We start from the raw sequence: 18,946 nt of genomic DNA, 5'->3' as shown, positions 1-18,946 counted from the left end.
TCATAATAACTGTTTTTCAAACATTCAATTTTTCATTTTCTTCCATAAATCATTCTTTTCTTGTACTTTTGCACGCGCATTTAATAATTATTATGGCTAAACAGACAGAAGAAGACAAAATAATATATCGTATCAACAAACGTTTCCTTAAGGGGATAGTCGATTATGGTCTTATTGATGACGGCGACAAGATTCTTGTAGGGTTGTCCGGAGGTAAGGATTCTATGGCATTACTCGAACTTCTTGCTCTTCGTTCGCGTATATACAAACCACGGTTCTCAGTCATTGCCGTCCATGTTGAAATGTCAAATATCGAGTATAAGTCCGACACCGCTTATCTGGAGTCCTTCGCACGCTCTTTGGGAGTTCCTTTCTATACTTATGCCACATCGTTCGATCCCTCCACCGATACTCGCAAGTCTCCTTGTTTCCTCTGTTCCTGGAACCGTCGTAAGGCACTGTTCACTGTGGCAAAGGAGTACGGATGTAATAAAATAGCTTTAGGTCATCACATGGATGATATACTAGAGACTCTGCTTATGAATATGACCTTTCAGGGAGCCATAAGCACTATGCCTCCAGCTTTGGTTATGCGTAAGTTCGATATGACTATTATTCGTCCGATGTGCCTTCTTCATGAGTCAGATCTTATGGATATGGCTCGTATTCGTGGCTATCGAAAACAAATAAAGAACTGTCCATACGAGAAAGATTCTCATCGCTCAGATATGAAGGAAGTGTTGCGACGGCTTGAAGAAATGAATCCGGAGGCCAGATACAGTTTGTGGAGCAGCATGAATAATATACAGACAGACATGTTGCCGATAGTTGTTCCTTCCTCAAAAAAAGAATAATTGTATTTCAACAAAATAAATAACCAACAATTTAAAAACAATAATATGTTATCACAAGGAATTTTTTCAGTATTGCTGCTTGTCTTGTCAAATATTTTTATGACATTCGCATGGTATGGTCATCTTAAAATGCGTGAATACAGCTGGTTTGAATCTTTGCCTCTGATTGGTGTAATAGCTTTTAGCTGGGCTATAGCATTTTTTGAGTACTGTCTTCAGGTTCCTGCCAACCGTCTTGGATTTCGTGAAAGTGGTGGACCATTCGACATTATGCAACTTAAGGTCATTCAGGAGGTCATCACACTTGTTGTTTTCACTGTTTTCTCCGTTATAGCATTCAAAATGGAACTCAAATGGAATCATCTTGCGGCGTTTTGCTGTCTGATATTGGCTGTGTATTTCATTTTCAAGAAGTGATTTTCTTTAGATAGTTAAAAGTGCCGGCAGGACAAGCTAAGTCTCATTCCTGCCGGCACTTTTCTCATTTTATTAATTTATCATTCCTCTCCGAATCTCATTTTTCTTATCTTTTCCTGTTCAGCCCTCTTCTGTGCATCCCTCTGCTCTTTTTTTCTCATATAGATATACAAACTGTCCATGCTTCCCGACAGTTCATTTAGCATCTTCTCCTCTTTTGCTTTGAGTTCTTCCTCCTTATCTCTGCGTTTGCGTGCGTCTCGTGCTTTCCTTACATCCCATCTGAAACTTCTCTTCACTTTGTCCGGTTTTCTGTCTTTATCAGCTTCCTCATTTGCTTTTTCCAGATATTCGTTTCTCAGAGAATCCTTTTTTATAGATATTACTTTCTCTATCTCTGCTCTCATCGAATCTGTCATTTCAGGGAATTCTTCTGTAATTGCAGTGCTTCCGCTTCCGGTTTTGCTGTAATCGAATATCGGAGAGGTCATGCCATTATAAAATGTAGGAAACTTCAGGCTGTCACTCAGTGTAGGCTGATAATTCTGATATATTTTCCACGCATTTGCATGTTTCCTGTTGTGTTTAAGCATTCTTCCTCTTGCAGTCAGATTATCATATATAAATCCCATTATATCCAGTCCTCCTATCGCTATTCCGGCTCCCCTTATCCTCATTCCGTCACTTATGCTTCCTGCTGAGGGAGCAATACTGAGTCCGAAATTCTCATCATAATCACCGAAAGGATTGATTGTCCACGATATCTCATAATCCTTCTGTTTCTTCCCGAATACCATTACGTCATACACTGGGTCTTCTCCGAACTTTGTCCAGATAGAGTAGGGTAACATTCTTATGTAACCTTTGGGTCTCCTCACTTTCGTAGTGTCCGTCAGACTTATCGGCACATCAAGATCTGCCTTGAATTTCATCCATGATTTTTCCAGCGGAGCCTCCATTGGCTTGCTTACTTCGCTCTCCATTTCCGGCATGAAGTCAAACTTTATCAGCTTAATTGCTTCTTCATTCAGCTTCAGTTCACTATCTTTATTGTTTTGCTTCTTGTAATCTTTCTGGAAGTCTGTCTTCAGATGCTGGGCCAATGTATTGTTTGCAATCATTATTATTCCGACTATCAAAAATACCCTATTCTGTATATAGTCATTAAGCATATTCATCTTTCATTTTATTTCACTCTTCCTCCTTGCAGCCAGTGCTTGTCATAATATCTTTCATTCAGGCTGCTCACTACCACTCCAACACTTGTTGATGCATGTATGAATTTTCCATTTTTCAGATAAATGCCTACGTGCGATGCTGTTCTCTTCCTCTTGCCATTGTGAAAAAACACCAGGTCACCTTCCTTTAGATTCCTTTTGGTCACCTTTCTGCAGTCTTTCTTCCTCTGTTCATCGGAGTTTCGGCTAAGTCTTTTTCTATATACATTCTTGTATATAGCTGATGTCAATCCTGAGCAGTCAACTCCTTTCTTGTTAGTTCCACCATATCTGTAGGGTGTTCCTATCCAGTCTGCAGCTTCCAGATACAGTTTATGATTATCTTTCATCTCTATGTCCATATCCAGTCTTATAGCTGCCACAGCCAAGTCTCTGAAGTCATAACTCATTCTATGGGTTCCGCATGATGACATAACGATTGTTGCCAGACACGTAACCGCCCATTTTATTATTATATGAAAAGAACCTGTTGTCATTATATTTTATTTATCATCATAATACAAATGTAATTAATAGTTCATTACTGCAAGTTCTCTGTTTGCACTATTTAGTTACTATTTAACATTATTCTTACAATGAATGGTATTGTTATACTTAAAAAAAGGAGACGATATACCACGTTTCGCAGTATACCGTCTCCAATATCTAAATCCTATAAACTCGTATTTATTTCACCGGCGAGTTCATGCTCACTTCAATCATGTTCTTCTGTCCGAAGAAGTCTTTTGCGAATTTCTTCAGGTCATCAATTGAAATTCCGTTCACGGTGTTTTCATATCCTTTGTTCATGTCCACACCTTCCCACAACATGGTGTTCAGTATTCCCATCCAGTAAGAGTTTTCCTTCTGGTTCTGCTGATATGTCTTAAGCATATATTCTTTCACCTTGTTCAGGTCTTCAGTCTTAGGACCCTGTGCGATGAAGTCGCTGATACCCTTGTTTATCAGTTCCACCATCTGAGGTCTGCGCTGTGGATCAGTGTCGAAATATATCTGGAACACACCTTCAGCTTCAGGATATTTGCTTACAGAGCCGCTGCATGACACACCGTATGTACCTCCTGCTTCCTCTCTCACAGTCTGTGTATATAGAATGTTCAGCAGTTGTCCCATCATGCTCATCAGCACCACATTCTTCTGGTCATACTTGCATTTTCCGCTTGCCACCATAAGAACTGACGATTTGGCTGTCTCCATTTCTCTTGTGAAGTTGTTTTCATACAGTCCCTTTCTGATGTCAGGGTTCACGTCGCGGAATTTCTCGTTACGTTTTGTCGAAGGCAGACTGCCCAGATATTTCTCTATCAGCGGAGTAGCTGTAGCCTCGTCAATGTTACCCACCATGATGAAAGTGAAGTCGCTTGCGTCAGCAAATCTGTCTTTATACAGTTCCATCACCTTGTTGTAGTCAATCTTGTCAAGAGTCTCAGCCTTCACGCTTATAGCTCTAGGATGTCTGTTATACAGAGCCACACTGATTGAGTCGCTGAACGCAGTATTAGGGTCAGCTTCAGCATTAGCCAGAGCAGCCTTGTTTCTGTTGATAAACGATGCGAAAGCATCCTTATCCATTCTTGGAGCTGTAAATCTCAGATAAGTAAGCTGCAGCATTGTTTCCATATCCTTAGGCGAGCAAGAACCGCTTATACCCTCAGTCAGGCTGTTTACGTATGCCGATGCCGAAGCCATCTTTCCAGCAAGTACCTTGTCCAGATCCACTGCACTGAAGTTACCTAGTCCTCCCAAGCTTACCACCTGGTTGATCAGTTTGAACTGAATTACATCCTTGTCGTCGAACATTGAAGTACCACCAGTACTGAAAGCCTGCATTCTCACTTCGTCAGCCTTGAAGTCAGTCTTCTTCAGCACCACCTTCACACCGTTGCTCAGAGTCAGGATCTTGCTGTCGAACGGTCCTGCTTCCGATTTCACAACCTTTCCTCCTGCAGGAAGTTCCTTCATCAGAGGTTCGTTTGAAACCTTGTCCACGTATGCTTCAAGTTTTGCAGCCTTAACCTTGTCGATGACTCCCTTCAGCTCAGCTTCTGTAGGGTATTTCATACCTTCCTTCTCAGGGCAGAACACACTCAGCACGATGTTCTTTTCTCCGATAATCTGTTTTACCACCTGGTTGATTGCCTCTACAGGAATGTTAGGCACAATCTGGTTCATTATCGCATATTCGTTCTCTATGCCAGGGATAGGTTCGTTGTCGATGAAGTGTCTCACATATTCGTTTACATACTGTGAGTTTCTCATCTTCTCCCTTTCGTTGTAAGCCGATTCCAGACTTCTCAGATAGTCAGCCTTTGCTCTTGCATATTCGCTTGCAGTAAATCCGAACTGTCTCACTCTTTCTATTTCAGTCATCAACGCTTCTGTAGAAGTCATGATACCGTCCTCCTTGGCTACAGCCAGTCCCATGAAGGCACCCTTGGTCTTTGCCAGCAGATAGATACCGTCATCTGCAAAAGCCTGGATGAATGGAGGCTGTGGCTTCTGAGTAAGCTCTGACAGACGTGCATTCAGCATATTGCTTATCATCGAAGTCATATAGTTCATTGCCAGATATCCCATATTGTTCTTCATTTCATCAGGCACAACCTCATGCTTGTAGAACAGATATATGATAGGCACCTGCTGTTCCTTGTCCTTAGCCACGGCAATCAGCGGTTCGTCATTGTCAGGTACAGGGAAATATACTCTTTCAGCAGCGTTTGCAGGCATCTCGATAGGGGAGAACATCTTCTTGATTTTCTCTTCCACCTTGTTCACGTCCACGTCGCCCACTACTATGATACCCTGCTGGTCCGGTCTGTACCATTTTTCATAATAGTCTTTCAGAGCCTGATAAGGGAAGTTATCCACCACTTCCATTGTACCGATAGGCAGACGGTAAGCATACTTGCTGTCCTTGAACATTATAGGGAACACCTTTTCGTACATACGCATCATGGCACCTGTTCTGGTTCTCCATTCTTCGTGTATCACCTTACGTTCCTTGTCTATTTCCTCATGATCCAGAGTCAGGTCGTTGGCCCAGTCGTGCAGTATCAGCAGACATGAGTCAATCACTGTTTCTCTTGCCACAGGAACATTCGAGATGTTATACACAGTCTCGTCTATTGATGTATATGCATTCAGGTTAGCTCCGAATTTCACACCGATAGTCTCAAGATACTCTCTCAGCAGGTTTCCCGGATAGTTTGTCGTACCGTTGAAACACATGTGTTCCAGGAAGTGTGCCAGTCCTCTCTGATTATCCTCTTCAAGAATAGAACCTACTTTCTGTGCAATGTAGAAATCGGCTTGGTTCTCAGGCAGCTCGTTGTGTCTGATGTAATAAGTAAGCCCGTTTTCCAGTTTTCCTATACGTACATTCGGATCGGTAGGTATAGGCGGCATCTGCTGTGCGAAGCCTGATGCCATACCGCCTATGAATATTATCATGGCGGCAGAACGTTTCCATAAATTCATGTTTGTAATTAATAATTGACAATTAATAATTTAGAACTGGAGGTAAATTAAAAATTAAAATTGATGACATGCACTCGTTTTTAATTTTTAATTATTAATTCTTCATTTATTCAAATATCTCTCCGCCTCAATAGCAGCCTTACATCCGCTTCCTGCAGCTGTAATAGCCTGACGGTAATGAGGGTCAGCCACGTCACCAGCTGCAAACACACCCGGAACTCCAGTACATGGTGTATTGCCTTCAGTGATGATATAGCCCACCTCGTCAGTCTTCACCCATGGCTTGAAGATGTCAGAGTTCGGCTTATGGCCTATTGCAAGGAAGAAACCGTCGATAGCCACGTCATATCTTTCCTCGTCAGCTTCGCCCATTCTCTTCACCACGTGCATACCTTCCACGCCGTTGTCGCCATACAGTCCCACTGCATTGTGTTCGAACAACACCTTAATCTTAGGATGATTCATCACTCTTTCCTGCATAATCTGCGATGCTCTGAGGAACGGTTTTCTCACCACCAGATACACCTCACTTGCCAGACTTGCCAGATAGAGGGCTTCCTCGCAGGCTGTATCACCGCCGCCCACTACAGCAACCTTCTTCTTTCTGTAGAAGAAACCGTCGCAAGTGGCACATGCGCTCACGCCCATACCTGCATATTTCTTTTCATCTTCCAGTCCCAGATACTTTGCAGTAGCACCTGTCGAGATGATTACCGCATCGGCTGTAATTTCTTTTTCTCCGTCCACCTCGAAAGTATATGGAGCCTTGCTCAGATCAGCCTTTGTCACGATACCGTTTCTGATTTCAGCGCCGAATTTCTCAGCCTGCTTTCTCAGATCGTCCATAAGTACCGGACCTGTTACACCTTCCGGATAACCCGGAAAGTTTTCCACTTCAGTTGTAGTTGTCAATTGTCCTCCAGGCTGGAGTCCTTCATAAAGTACAGGATTGAGGTTCGCTCTTCCTGTATATATTGCGGCAGTATATCCTGCCGGTCCCGATCCGATGATCAGGCATTTCACGTGTTCTGTAGCCATAATGTTCAGTTCTTTTGTTATGATAAAATAAAATTGATTGTTTATCTCAAGTCTATCACTTCCAGTCCCGGATAATCCTTCGGATTGAATCTGAAGAATTCGTCCCCAAGCTTCCTGACAGTATATTTCTTTATTTCTATTCTTTGTGTCTCGCCGTTACTGTCTATGTCAATATAAACGGGTTCCATTCTGGTGTCCACACCCACAGTGATACTTTTTATATCCTGTTCGGTTTCCGGAGTCAGTATAACCTCTTTACAGATCCTGCCGTTTCTGTTCTTTGTCCCTGTATACTTATAGTCGAATCCGTTTCTGTACATCCCCAGCATTTTGTATGGGTTTATTGCCTGTACCTCTTCCGGGGTAGGAGTCGATACATTCACCTCTCCGCTGTCCTTCACATAGCTCCATAATGTCTTGCCGTCAAACCAGCTTTTAATTCCCGCACAGTCCAGAACAAACATTTCGCCCTTCAGAGCCAATGTCCCTTCCATTGTGCCTCCAAACAGTATTTCCGTACCTTCAGCTTTCTTATAAACGGCAGTCATCCCTTCCAGTACCTCTCTTGCCCTAACATCCTTCTGGGTAAAAGCCTGTACTGGCAGTATTATCATTAGTAATAGTAGTATTTTGTGTCTCATGTTTGGTTATTTGATAATGAATAATGTTGGCTCATGACCGGAGAACTTATAATTCTTCAATTTCAGTCTCATTCAGTCTGTTAAATACCTGTTCTTTCAGTGCTTCAGGCATTCTGTTCCAATGTTGCATATTTTTAAGAGTATAAATAAGTTTGTCATATAAAGTTTCACACTCTCCCAGTTCCTTAGTGAAATACGGAAACTGCAGATAAATCTGTCTGAAGTGTGTATTGATTACCTTCCCGTTTTCACGGTCGGCAATTACAGTATCCGTGCGGAATTTTTCATCAAGTCCAGGCTCTTTGAAATTCATCAGGAAAATACCGTATACAGTCGATAATTTATACCTTGCACCCAAGTCCGTAAAAGGATTGACGAAGTGTCCCAAACCGATATTCCTGTAACTCATATTCTAATATTTTTTTAGTCCTTAGTTATTACCTCTCAACTGACTAAGTCTCATCTGCAAGTCATTCTCATCTAAACATAGTACATCTCTTGCCTTGCTTCCGTTGGCCTGACCAACGATACCCGCTCTCTCCAGCTGGTCCATGATACGTCCGGCCCTGTTATATCCCAGCGACAGCTTCCTCTGTATAAGCGAAGTAGAACCCTGCTGATGATAAATAATCAGTCTTGCAGCTTCCTCAAACATAGGGTCAAGTCTGTTCATGTCCACATCCGCAGCTCCGCTAGGTTCTGCATTTTCGTCCACATATTCAGGCAGCTCGAAAGCGGTAGGGTAGCCTTGCTGTTTGCTTATGTATTCCGAAATTTTTTCCACTTCCGGAGTATCCACAAATGCACACTGCACACGTACCGGATCATTACCCTGCAGATAAAGCATATCACCCTTACCTATAAGCTGTTGTGCTCCCGGTCTGTCAAGAATAGTTCTAGAGTCCATCATCGAAGCCACTCTGAAAGCCACACGGGCAGGGAAGTTTGCCTTAATGGTACCGGTAATGATGTTCGTTGTCGGTCTCTGAGTCGCAATTATCGCATGTATTCCTACGGCACGCGCCAACTGAGCTATACGGCATATAGGAAGTTCCACTTCTTTTCCCGCAGTCATTATCAGGTCACCGAACTCGTCAATTATTATCACGATGTAAGGCATGAACTTATGTCCGTTTGCCGGATTCAGCTGTCGGTTGATGAACTTCGCGTTATATTCCTTTATGTTTCTGCATCCCGCCTTCTTCAGCAGGTCATATCTGGTATCCATTTCCACACACAGCGAGTTCAGTGTCTGCACCACCTTTGTCACGTCAGTGATTATCGCATCCTCCGCATCTGGCAGCTTGGCCAGGAAATGCTTCTCAATCGGTGCATATATTGCAAATTCCACCTTCTTAGGGTCAATAATCACGAATTTCAACTCACTAGGATGTTTCTTATACAGCAGTGATGTCACAATAGCGTTCAGTCCCACAGACTTACCCTGACCCGTAGCACCAGCCACCAGCATGTGCGGAGCCTTTGCCAAGTCCACCATGAACACCTCGTTCGTGATAGTCTTACCCAGCGCTATAGGCAGCTCGTAAGTACTCTCCTGGAACTTCTTGCTGGCCAGCACAGAGCTCATAGGAACGATTTTCGGACTTGCGTTAGGCACTTCTATACCTATCGTACCTTTTCCCGGAATAGGGGCAATTATACGTATTCCCAGTGCCGAAAGACTCAGTGCTATGTCATCCTCCAGATTTCTGATTTTCGATATTCTCACTCCCTCAGCCGGAGTAATCTCATACAGCGTCACCGTAGGACCAACATTAGCCTTTATCGATGAAATCTCAATGCCGAAACTTCTCAACACCTGAATGATTCTGTTCTTGTTGGCATTCTGCTCCTCCATGTCGATGCTCGGACCTTCGTCAGGATATGTCTTCAGTAAATCCAGGGTAGGGAACTTATACAGTTCCAGATCCAGTCTTGGGTTATAAGGAACACTCAAGTCACCTCTCACTGTCTCCTCCTCTTTGTTCTCTTCTATTTCGAATGCCGGCTCCTCGTCCTTTTCATCTTCCTTAGGATGTGACAAATTCTCGGCGTCAATTATTCTTCTGGCTGTTTCAGGATAATCGTCTATCGGAAGTTCTATGCTGTTGTCCGTATAGTTCACATCATCGCTGTAAACCTCTTCGGCGTATGTATCAGCTTTAACGTCATCATTATCATAATTTTTTTCATCAGTTTCTTCCTCACTTGCTCTATTATCCTTGATATCATCTTCAGTCGCTTCATTAGCCTTCACGTCAGTTTTATCAGTCTCTTCTACAGCTTCTTCATCCTTATGTCTTTTTCCGAACATTCGTCCCAGTATTCCACTGGGCATAAGTTTGTCGCTCCATTTCCTTTTCCCGTTCTTTTCATCTTCCTGAGTTTCAGAATCAGTATCTGTTTCATCATTCACTGTTTCATCGTCAGCCTTATCTTCCTTAGGCTCAACCTCTTCTTCCACAGTCACAGGTTGCTGTTCTTTTACATTTTCAGCTAAATCGGTTTCATCATTGTTCTCTTTTTGTTTTCCCAGGCTCGGATGCAGTACTTTTCTCACCACCTCCATAGTCTGTCTTCTAATAGCTATTCCTATTATTATTCCGCAGAACAACAGCAGCAGAATCAATCCTGGCACACCTATGTACGATTCAATCCACATCGCCACATTGTATCCGTGCATACCTCCCGGCTGTATGAACGAGTTTATTTCACCGAATGCGAATCCCAGTGTCACCGACAGCCAGTACATCACAGCCATACATCCCAGAAACCATTTCCACACCGTAAAATCGTATGCCTTCATAAGTTTTGTTCCGGCTATAAGCAGCACTACTACAATTAGATATGCCGGAATTCCGAAGCATCCGTTTATCAGGAATTCAGCCAGTCTGGCTCCGGCCGGTCCAGTATGGTTCTGTACCACTTCTGTTTCTCCCACCGAGTTTACTCCCATTGCACTCTGGTCAGCTCCACCTGCCGAAAGGAAGGAAGTAAATGCCAGAAACATATACACCCCGAACATAAGGCATATCAGTCCTCCAATAAAATGTCCTGTTTCTCCATTCAGAGCTGCTTTTATTTTTTCCGGTTTTCCGTCAATCTTTTTCTTATTCTTGTCCTCTTTTTTAGTTGCCATATCATTTGTAAAATTGTTATCACTACAGAGTTTTTATCATGCAAATATATAAAGATTAACGCAAATCCCACACTAAATTGATGTCCAAAAACGGATAAAACAGAAAAAATTTCTACCTTTGCACTATAATAATTAAGATTATCATACAATTTTTTATCAAATGAAATCATCAAATCAACCAATTTTCGATGCGAACACAGTCGAGTTCGTTACCGTAGCCGCCGAATTCTGCGGTTTTTTGGAACGTACTCCCGAAATGCAGCCCGATGAGTTTGTCGACCGCAGTCTCAAGCTTCTGCCGCTGCTTTATCTGAAAGCATCTTTGCTTCCCGATTGCGAACCTCTCGACGACATCGAGCCTGAGACATTCGTCACAGAGACCGATTACGAACATCTTCGTAGCCTGATAGCCGTTCAGTTGGGTCCTGACGACGACTATCTTGAGGTCTTCCTTGATGATATGGCATTCAGCGATACCCCTATCAAGCAGAACATTTCCGAGGGCCTGGCCGATATATATCAGCCTCTCAAGGACTTTGTATGTGTCTACAGTCTCGGACTTGACAGGACAATGAACGATGCGCTATGGCGTTGTCGTGAGCAGTTTGCTTCCTATTGGGGACGTACCCTTGTCAATGTCATGCGTGCCCTCCACAATGTCAAGTATCATGGCGAAGAGTCCGAACAGTAACCACAACACAAAAACATGACAGAATATCAATCAACAATCGATAAGAAAGTAATTTCCGAAATGGAGAAGGACCACTTTCCCGGGCGTATCATTATTATATTTACAGTAGACGAAGCGCGCAAGGCAGTGTCCTATCTCAATACATGCAGCGTGGTAGGTGTGGACACGGAGACACGTCCTTCATTCCGCAAGGGTAAGGTCAACAGCGTGGCATTGCTTCAGATATCTACTCCCGACACCTGTTTCCTGTTCAGGCTCAACCGTATCGGCATACCCGATTTCCTTGAAGAGTTTCTTCAGAACGATGTCCTCAAGATAGGTCTTTCCCTGCGCGACGATTTCAATATGCTCCGTCGTGCCAATAACAAGGACCCTCGTGTTGGCAACTGGATTGAACTTCAGGATTTTGTCTCACACTTTGGAATAGCCGAGAAGAGCCTGCAGAAGATATACGCTATCCTTTTCGGTAAAAAGATATCCAAAAGTCAGCGCCTCTCCAACTGGGAAGCTGATGTGCTCACCGAGGCACAGCAACTATATGCTGCCACCGATGCCTGGGCCACACTCAGAATCTACCAGAAGCTGAATGAACAATCAATAATTAATAATAGGTGAATGATGTCATCTGTTTTTAGTTTTTAACTTTTAATTCTTACTTCTTAATTGAATAACATGAACAAAGTATATCTCAAACCTAAAAAAGAAGAATCACTTCTACGTTTCCATCCATGGGTATTCTCCGGAGCAATAGCCCGTGTAGAAGGTAATCCTGAAGAAGGAGAAGTAGTGGAAGTTTACACATCCGACAAACAGTACATTGCAGCCGGACACTATCAGATAGGCAGTATAGCCGTACGCGTGCTTACATTCAAAAAAGAAGAGATCAATCATGAGTTCTGGGTACGCCGTCTCACCGTAGCCCGCAATCTCCGCCAGGCACTCCGTCTTATCAACACCGAGAAGAACAACGCCTGCCGTCTCGTACATGGCGAAGGCGATAATCTTCCAGGTCTCATCATCGACCTCTACGACCATACAGCCGTCATGCAGGCCCATTCTGCCGGAATGCATGTCTATCGTCATGAGATAGCGTCAGCATTAAAGGAAGTCATGGGCGATACTGTACAGAACATTTATTATAAGAGTGAGACAACTCTTCCTTTCAAAGCCGACCTCGAGTCCACCGAAAACGGATTCCTTCTTGGCGGCAGCACAGAAAATGTTGCCATGGAGAACGGACTTCTCTTCCATGTCGACTGGCTCAAAGGTCAGAAGACAGGGTTCTTTGTCGACCAGCGCGACAACCGTGCTCTCCTCGAACATTACTCCCTAGGCCGCAACGTCCTTAATATGTTCTGCTACACCGGTGGATTCTCATTCTATGCCATGCGTGGAGGAGCCCGTCTTGTCCATTCTGTAGACAGCTCGGCCAAAGCTATCGACCTCACCCGTGCCAATGTAGAGCTTAATTTTCCGGGCGACAAGCGTCATGAAGCCTTTGCCGAAGACGCCTTCAAGTATCTCGACAGAATGGGAGGGGAGTACGACCTTATCATTCTCGACCCGCCTGCATTTGCCAAGCATCGTGGAGCCCTTCGCAATGCCCTTCGCGGATATACCAAGCTCAATGCCAAGGCATTCGAGAAAATCCGTCCGGGCGGTATCCTCTTTACGTTCTCCTGCTCACAGGTAGTTAGCAAGCAGGATTTCCGTAATGCAGTCTTCACCGCTGCAGCACAGAGTGGTCGCAGTGTACGCATCATGCACCAGCTCACTCAGCCTGCCGATCATCCTGTCAATATCTATCATCCCGAAGGCGAATACCTCAAGGGACTGGTACTATATGTAGAATAAAAAAACTCCCCGGTTTGGGGAGTTTTTTTTATATTCAGTTGTCATTCCTTTTAGAAAGTCACGTTAAATCCGCAGCTCACTTTTCAGCTCTTCATATAAATCTACAGGGCCCAAATGCCAATATTTAGTAGTTTCCGTCGACAGTTTCTTATAGAGATTCGAACGATAAATACGGTTCAGGCATTCCTGCAGCGTGAAGCCATAGTCATCATGCAGGTATTCCACCAGCCAGCTTATTTTTCCTGGCAGCAGCAAGTGAAGATTACTTTGATCAATCTGGAACATATCGTTAACTTATTCTAATTGCTTCAATAAAATTCAAGGTTCTCAGTGCTTTCTCCGTATGGAAAAGATACTGGTCTACAAGCTTGTATGTCTTAAGTTCACGGATTAGCGTTTCAACGCTTATAGCTCCTGCTTCATATAGACCAAACTGAAGATAAACCTTGTCATTGGCTACCGGTCCATACACGATGTCATAATCGTGAGTAAAACCTTTCCTTGTCCTGTTTGCCATGACGAACTCAGCCCACTCCTTACTTGGTTCGGTGAAAATAAGGCTTTTTAGTTCCGACAATTTCGTTTCATCAAACTCATATATATTCACATAGCCACATTCAGAGTGCTTTTCAATCATACGTCTTTCCACCCATTCTTTGGATTGTTTTTCCGAAGTGGTGGTATAAAAGCCCTCACCATAATCTAGTTTACGGTTAGGCTGGAGTATAATAGGATACTCTACTATCTCTAAACTGCCGTGATATATCTTCATCCTTCCTTGTTCTTTCTAATTGCTATAAACTCGTCTATCTCATCTATCAGCCATTGGCGACCTTGAGTGTGAAGCGGTTCAAAGCATTTATTGAGATAATCAGTCACTCCATACTTCGTGAACATATCGAGAACCTCCTCACCGCTCATTCCTTTGTCTGCTGCATATTCTTCAATACAGAACGCTATGAATAGGGCAATGTCTTTTTCCTTCTTATTCATGGTAATACAAAAATCTTCAGAATATCAGAAATTCTTTAATGTCACAAAAATAATCCAAAAACAGAGAACAACAAAACAAATACGCTTTTAGTGAATATGTATATGCAAAAAAATTGCTCCCCAAATTTGAGGAGCAATTTTTTTATTGTTTTTTTAATTAAAAAGTCACGTTCAGACCCAAACTCAAGCTCATGTTCATGTTATTGAGCGGAATATACTGTTTGCTCACTTTTCCCACAAGGTAATCCATACCTACAAACAGGCTCAACACTCTCGGGTGGAAGTTCACTATCCATCCCATGGTACTTCCGTACGAAGTTATACCATAGTTGATGCCGGCTTCAAACCAGCTCAGTGGAGACACATTAGCAGAGAAACGTCCTTCACTCCACGAATACTTGCCGTTTATTCTTGTAGAAGAAAGGAATCCGAACGACAGCTTGTCGTACATAGGCAACTGATATTCGGCTCCGATGTTAAGTGTTGCGGCCAACGCCCTTGCCAGTCTTCCTCCGGTACTTTTTCTATGCAGGTTTGCAAAGTTTTCAAAATCGTCACCCAAATCATCCAGCTGGTTATCCAACGAGTTTTCGCTATCCTCATCCATCGAAATATCTTTGAAACCTTCAAATTTCCAAGGCTCATTGTTAGTAGAAGCATACGTATTATTGTTCCAGCTCATAAATCCCAGATCTTTGATTGCTGCTGAAACAGTCAGATTATCCATTACTTTATAAGTAGCTCCCAGGTCTAAAGCCATACCGAATCCGCAAAGTCCCGGATTATCTATTTCCATATTGTCAAAATCCACCAGTGTACCTTCTCCCTTGTCATATTCAGCGCCACTTTCCTCTTTAGTCGGAACGTTCAGACCAGCCATTGCAACGTTCATCTCTCCGTTCGCCAATACTTCCCACTTATCTTCACTAAGTGTGATTTTAGTATCGCTGAAGTTAAAATTGGCATACATACCTCCAAAAAGTAATTTGAATTTTGCGCCCACTCTCAGTTTGTCGTCAATTTGTCTTGAGTGTCCAAATGCAAGTTCCAGGTAGTTTCTCGATGTCGCGCCCATACTTCCCAGATCGTACACGGTGTTAGGACCTGTCTGTCCCACTTTCATAAACTCTAAGAGATCCTTAGGTAAATATATTGAGGTACTTGATCTCAGTCCAATATCCAAAGTGTTGAAGCCTCCCCAACCCCTGAATCCCATGGACAGAATAGACATGTTCACGTTCATCGACATTTTGTTAACATTCTTCAGTCCGTCCAGAAACTCATTGGCACTCACACTGCTGTTCATGAAAGTAGTCAGTTTGTCGTTACCCATAGGGTAGAGGAAATTTGCCATTCCCACGTTACCCATAGCTCCGATATTTATATTACCCAGTGCCGGGATACTGAAATACGACTTGTCACTTTCCAGAGCCGGGTTCAACTGATGTTTGAACAGATATCCATCCAGAAAATATCCCGAGTTAAGAGCCTGTGCCGAAGCTCCTGTAGCTGCACATATCATTGCAGCCCCCATCATATATTTAGCTATATTCTTCATTTTGTTTGTCCGTTTATTAGTTCAAATCCATTGTTATACCACCCTCAAGGCTCAGTTTTATCTTATCAAACTGCATGTACTGCTTTTCGTTCAGCGTTTCGTTGCTTGCGTTTTCACTTGAGTTGGCTTTCACTGCTATGTCTATACCGTCCAATCCTTTAATGCTGCCGTCTTTGGTTGTCATAGTGAATTCTACATTTTTCTTTGACGGAGTGTCAATTGTGCCCGGTAAGATTTTCACATCCAGGTCTACATCTACGTTTTCAAGCTTATTTCCGTACTTGTCAATAGCCACGGCAGTAAGTTCTATTCCCAGTGGGATTGCGTTAGTCACTTCCATTGCAGCTTTCACTCTCTTGAACTCCACGTCTTCCAGGTCAGAGTTCCAACCGTCCATTACCTCATCGTATATGATTTTAGTTTCATTGCCGAACATCAGCGGTGTATCCACCTTATAATTAGTAGTGATAATATAATTTTCTCCTAGATTTACTTTTACATTTTCTTCCACTACTTCAGTATTAATGTTCTTCATCTCTATTCTTTCCGGAATATATTTGATTATATCGCTTAAACCCGGTACAGTGACAAACTGGTCCACACCATTTTCAGTTACTCCATCTATCTGGTTTATACAAATTGTATATCCCTTAGGTTTGTTTGCCGGAATATTGAACTTAGGAATAGTAACCTCCTCAACTTTATTTCCTTTATATGAAATTAAATCAGCACTCATGTCAACCGAAACCGGACTAGGGTTGGTCAGAGTAATATATATTCTAGGGTCGGTCAGGTCTATCACCACTTCATTGTCAGTCAGGAATTCGGGCATGTCATTCAGTGTGATAGGGTCCACTGTAATATTTACAGTAGGATTTACTATCGCTGTAACCGATTCAATATTCATACTCCTTGATTCCACAAAGGCAGATATAGTCACCTTACCTCCACTAATACTGTTTGCGGTGGCAGTGATTGAACCGTTCAGTTTTATGTTTCCCCCCAGATATATTGAGTTCTTGTCTTTCTGGTTGTCATTATATGTAAAGACCGCGTCAGTATTATTAAATTTGATGCTTACAATCTGGAACTGCACTTTCGTCTCGTCTGTAAATTCCATTCCAGCTTCATTGTCCAGCACCAGCGCATGTCCGTCCTCGCTAACCTTCCAGTTATAGTCCATTGACTCTACTGTGATATATTCTGGGAATTCAATCTTATAACCGTGTTCAATTGTTGCATTGGCTATATTACTGTTCATCGAGAATACCATATAGGTTTTATAACAAGTTGTCACGGCGTCATTTATACTTTTGATATCCGACGTAATATCTCCCTGATTCACGTTGATATTGATATTCTTGTCGAAAACAACTGTTTGTTCCGGCATTTCACTACCACTAGGGTTAGCCGGAATGGTTATAGTCTGTTCAACTTTCGAGAACGATGATTCTCCACTCAGATCCACTAATACTTTCGGAACCATTACGTCAGTTTCAGTCTGTTCGCCGTTTTGCAACAGATGATAGTCTCCATTTTCGTCAGGTTGTATAACTCCTTCTTCTTCAATATCCAGCAGATCTGCCAGTTTTATTTTCTCAGTATTACTTCCCGGAATAGTCAGATCTCCCCCCACAGTAATAGTCATGTCTATATCCTTGTCCAGATCGTAAGTGTCATCAACCCTCAGACAAGAATTCAACCCAACCAGTCCTAGTGCACATGCCCCTACGACTGCATGATACTTTAGATTTTTTTTCATACTTCTCATTTAAATATTATAAACAGATAAATTAGTCTATCAATATTGCGTTTTTACATATATACAAATATTAACATCAGAATATTAATCTTTTAATGCAAAGATATATAAATATCCCAATTATTCCGACATATTTACAACTAAAATCCTTTGAACTGTGAATTAATATTTAATATTTTGTTGTTTTGCGGTTATGAAGTTACAATATTATAAAACAATAGGCGTACACCGCATTTTTCCGATGTCCGCCTATATATTAATTGTCAGTAATAAGTTAATCCATGTCGACAAGATCAGATATCAAAGTCATTGATTTCGAAAATCTCATCTTCCGGCAATTTAGTATTTTCGTCAATCTTGTCCGGCTGCCATGTTCTCACATGAATCTGAGGTGCTTCTTTGTTTGTGAAGTCCCAAAGCAGGAACAGATAACCTTCGTCGTGATAATAATCCGACGAGTATCCCTGTTTCAGTGTCACACCGTAGAAATCAGCTTTTGCAGGATGTCTCACCACCTTTATTTCGTCAAAAGTGACATTAATTCTTTTGTTCAGCTTGAATATTCTTTCCAGTTTAGTCAGATATTCTTTTTTCGACTGTTTTGAATAGATAATCTTTTTGTTGTCCAGTCCTCCCATATTCACATCCGATTTCTTTGTTGTAATCACCTTACCAGTGATGATAAGAGCGTCGTCGCTGAATATCTGTTGCAGGAAGTTAATGTCTTTCAGGTTATACGAGTTTCTGAATCTTTCCACATATTCCAGTATAAGCTGTCTCTGTACGAAGTCTTCCACACCCTTGGCGTTCTTCAGTATATTCGAGTACATGTTCACGTCAATAGCGAAGTGGAAATCAGTTATTACACCATTGTTGTCGAAAGTCACAACTCCCTCTCTCAGTTTGTCTTCTATTACGTCAGTCGAGTCTTTAGGCACCATGATGATAGGAATATTTCTCACCTGATAGTTATTGTCCGATGTACTCAGACATCTTTCTATCACATCAGTTTCCGCACATCTGAAAGCACAGTCCTTCCATAATGTTATCACGTTGTTAAGAGCTTCCGGAGTTATGTCTACACCATGAAAGTTAAGTTCTGCTCCACTGCCTTGCAGGCTGTTGAAAGTAGTAAGCAGGTTAGTAATATTCTGGTTCACCTTTGTTTTCAGTGTTTCATTATCCATGTCTGTGATGTGAAATCTGGTAACATATTGGGCATTCACAAAATCAGCAGCCATTCCCAATACAATCATTACCACCCAAAAAAATTTCATAAAATTC

General features: G+C 42.3%; 17 protein-coding genes and 1 pseudogene. 5 read left to right on the top strand and 13 right to left on the bottom strand.

Annotated elements, in window-relative coordinates:
* Window positions 1–92 precede the first annotated feature (92 nt).
* Both Q0486_RS07265 and Q0486_RS07260 read left to right on the top strand, forming a co-directional pair.
* Complete coding sequence (locus Q0486_RS07265; protein ID WP_299231617.1) at window positions 93–854, top strand: ATP-binding protein; 762 nt, start codon at window positions 93–95, stop codon at window positions 852–854.
* Window positions 855–899: 45 nt separating this feature from the next.
* Window positions 900–1,271: a DMT family protein gene (locus tag Q0486_RS07260; RefSeq protein ID WP_299231613.1), complete on the top strand. Its 372-nt coding sequence runs from the start codon at window positions 900–902 to the stop codon at window positions 1,269–1,271.
* Window positions 1,272–1,351: 80 nt separating this feature from the next.
* Here Q0486_RS07260 and Q0486_RS07255 read toward each other — a convergent pair whose 3' ends face one another.
* The 7 genes and pseudogenes from Q0486_RS07255 to Q0486_RS07225 all read right to left on the bottom strand — a co-directional run bounded on the left by Q0486_RS07255 (window position 1,352) and on the right by Q0486_RS07225 (window position 10,804).
* Window positions 1,352–2,449 (bottom strand): hypothetical protein, encoded by a 1,098-nt coding sequence (locus Q0486_RS07255; protein ID WP_299231611.1) that lies wholly within the window; start codon window positions 2,447–2,449, stop codon window positions 1,352–1,354.
* An 8-nt stretch (window positions 2,450–2,457) separates the two neighbouring features.
* A complete protein-coding gene (locus Q0486_RS07250) occupies window positions 2,458–2,922 on the bottom strand; it encodes a C40 family peptidase (RefSeq protein ID WP_299231828.1) in 465 nt (154 codons plus the stop codon).
* Window positions 2,923–3,175: 253 nt separating this feature from the next.
* Complete coding sequence (locus tag Q0486_RS07245; RefSeq protein WP_299231609.1) at window positions 3,176–5,986, bottom strand: M16 family metallopeptidase; 2,811 nt, start codon at window positions 5,984–5,986, stop codon at window positions 3,176–3,178.
* Between the two features lie 102 nt (window positions 5,987–6,088).
* Complete coding sequence (gene trxB, locus Q0486_RS07240) at window positions 6,089–7,024, bottom strand: thioredoxin-disulfide reductase (RefSeq protein WP_154042656.1); 936 nt, start codon at window positions 7,022–7,024, stop codon at window positions 6,089–6,091.
* A 41-nt stretch (window positions 7,025–7,065) separates the two neighbouring features.
* Window positions 7,066–7,665, bottom strand: a complete 600-nt coding sequence (locus tag Q0486_RS07235) for a LolA-like putative outer membrane lipoprotein chaperone (RefSeq protein WP_299231602.1) — start codon at window positions 7,663–7,665, stop codon at window positions 7,066–7,068.
* Window positions 7,666–7,738: 73 nt separating this feature from the next.
* Window positions 7,739–8,020: pseudogene (locus tag Q0486_RS07230) on the bottom strand (PD-(D/E)XK nuclease family transposase); the annotation flags it as partial.
* Window positions 8,021–8,095: 75 nt separating this feature from the next.
* Entirely contained in the window at window positions 8,096–10,804 is a 2,709-nt protein-coding gene (locus tag Q0486_RS07225; protein WP_299231600.1) for a DNA translocase FtsK, read from the bottom strand.
* A 160-nt stretch (window positions 10,805–10,964) separates the two neighbouring features.
* Here Q0486_RS07225 and Q0486_RS07220 point away from each other — a divergent pair, with 160 nt between their 5' ends.
* Genes Q0486_RS07220 through Q0486_RS07210 form a run of 3 tightly spaced genes read left to right on the top strand, consistent with a single transcriptional unit; the run spans window position 10,965 to window position 13,349 of the window.
* Window positions 10,965–11,495, top strand: a complete 531-nt coding sequence (locus tag Q0486_RS07220) for a DUF5063 domain-containing protein (RefSeq protein ID WP_299231598.1) — start codon at window positions 10,965–10,967, stop codon at window positions 11,493–11,495.
* A 15-nt stretch (window positions 11,496–11,510) separates the two neighbouring features.
* Complete coding sequence (locus Q0486_RS07215; protein ID WP_299231596.1) at window positions 11,511–12,110, top strand: 3'-5' exonuclease; 600 nt, start codon at window positions 11,511–11,513, stop codon at window positions 12,108–12,110.
* Window positions 12,111–12,167: 57 nt separating this feature from the next.
* The gene (locus Q0486_RS07210; RefSeq protein WP_299231594.1) at window positions 12,168–13,349 is read left to right on the top strand and encodes a class I SAM-dependent rRNA methyltransferase; all 1,182 of its coding nucleotides are present in this window, start codon (window positions 12,168–12,170) and stop codon (window positions 13,347–13,349) included.
* A 63-nt stretch (window positions 13,350–13,412) separates the two neighbouring features.
* Here the strand turns inward: Q0486_RS07210 and Q0486_RS07205 are convergent, their stop codons facing one another.
* The 6 genes from Q0486_RS07205 to Q0486_RS07180 all read right to left on the bottom strand — a co-directional run bounded on the left by Q0486_RS07205 (window position 13,413) and on the right by Q0486_RS07180 (window position 18,939).
* Window positions 13,413–13,574, bottom strand: a complete 162-nt coding sequence (locus Q0486_RS07205; RefSeq protein WP_299231592.1) for a hypothetical protein — start codon at window positions 13,572–13,574, stop codon at window positions 13,413–13,415.
* 64 nt (window positions 13,575–13,638) lie between these two features.
* On the bottom strand, window positions 13,639–14,121 hold the full coding sequence (locus Q0486_RS07200) for a DUF3990 domain-containing protein (protein WP_299231590.1): 483 nt from the start codon (window positions 14,119–14,121) through the stop codon (window positions 13,639–13,641).
* On the bottom strand, window positions 14,118–14,342 hold the full coding sequence (locus tag Q0486_RS07195; protein ID WP_299231588.1) for a DUF3791 domain-containing protein: 225 nt from the start codon (window positions 14,340–14,342) through the stop codon (window positions 14,118–14,120). The genes Q0486_RS07200 and Q0486_RS07195 overlap by 4 nt, the downstream gene beginning before the upstream one ends.
* A gap of 157 nt (window positions 14,343–14,499) precedes the next feature.
* A complete protein-coding gene (locus Q0486_RS07190; protein WP_299231586.1) occupies window positions 14,500–15,900 on the bottom strand; it encodes a DUF5723 family protein in 1,401 nt (466 codons plus the stop codon).
* Window positions 15,901–15,916: 16 nt separating this feature from the next.
* A complete protein-coding gene (locus Q0486_RS07185) occupies window positions 15,917–17,662 on the bottom strand; it encodes a hypothetical protein (protein ID WP_299231584.1) in 1,746 nt (581 codons plus the stop codon).
* Between the two features lie 293 nt (window positions 17,663–17,955).
* The gene (locus tag Q0486_RS07180; protein ID WP_299231582.1) at window positions 17,956–18,939 is read right to left on the bottom strand and encodes a nuclear transport factor 2 family protein; all 984 of its coding nucleotides are present in this window, start codon (window positions 18,937–18,939) and stop codon (window positions 17,956–17,958) included.
* Between the last annotated feature and the right edge of the window lie 7 nt (window positions 18,940–18,946).

This window comes from uncultured Bacteroides sp. (genome assembly GCF_937912035.1).
GTDB lineage: Bacteria > Bacteroidota > Bacteroidia > Bacteroidales > Bacteroidaceae > Phocaeicola.
Note: the sequence above shows the minus strand (reverse complement) of the source record. Positions and strands in the feature narration are given on the sequence as shown.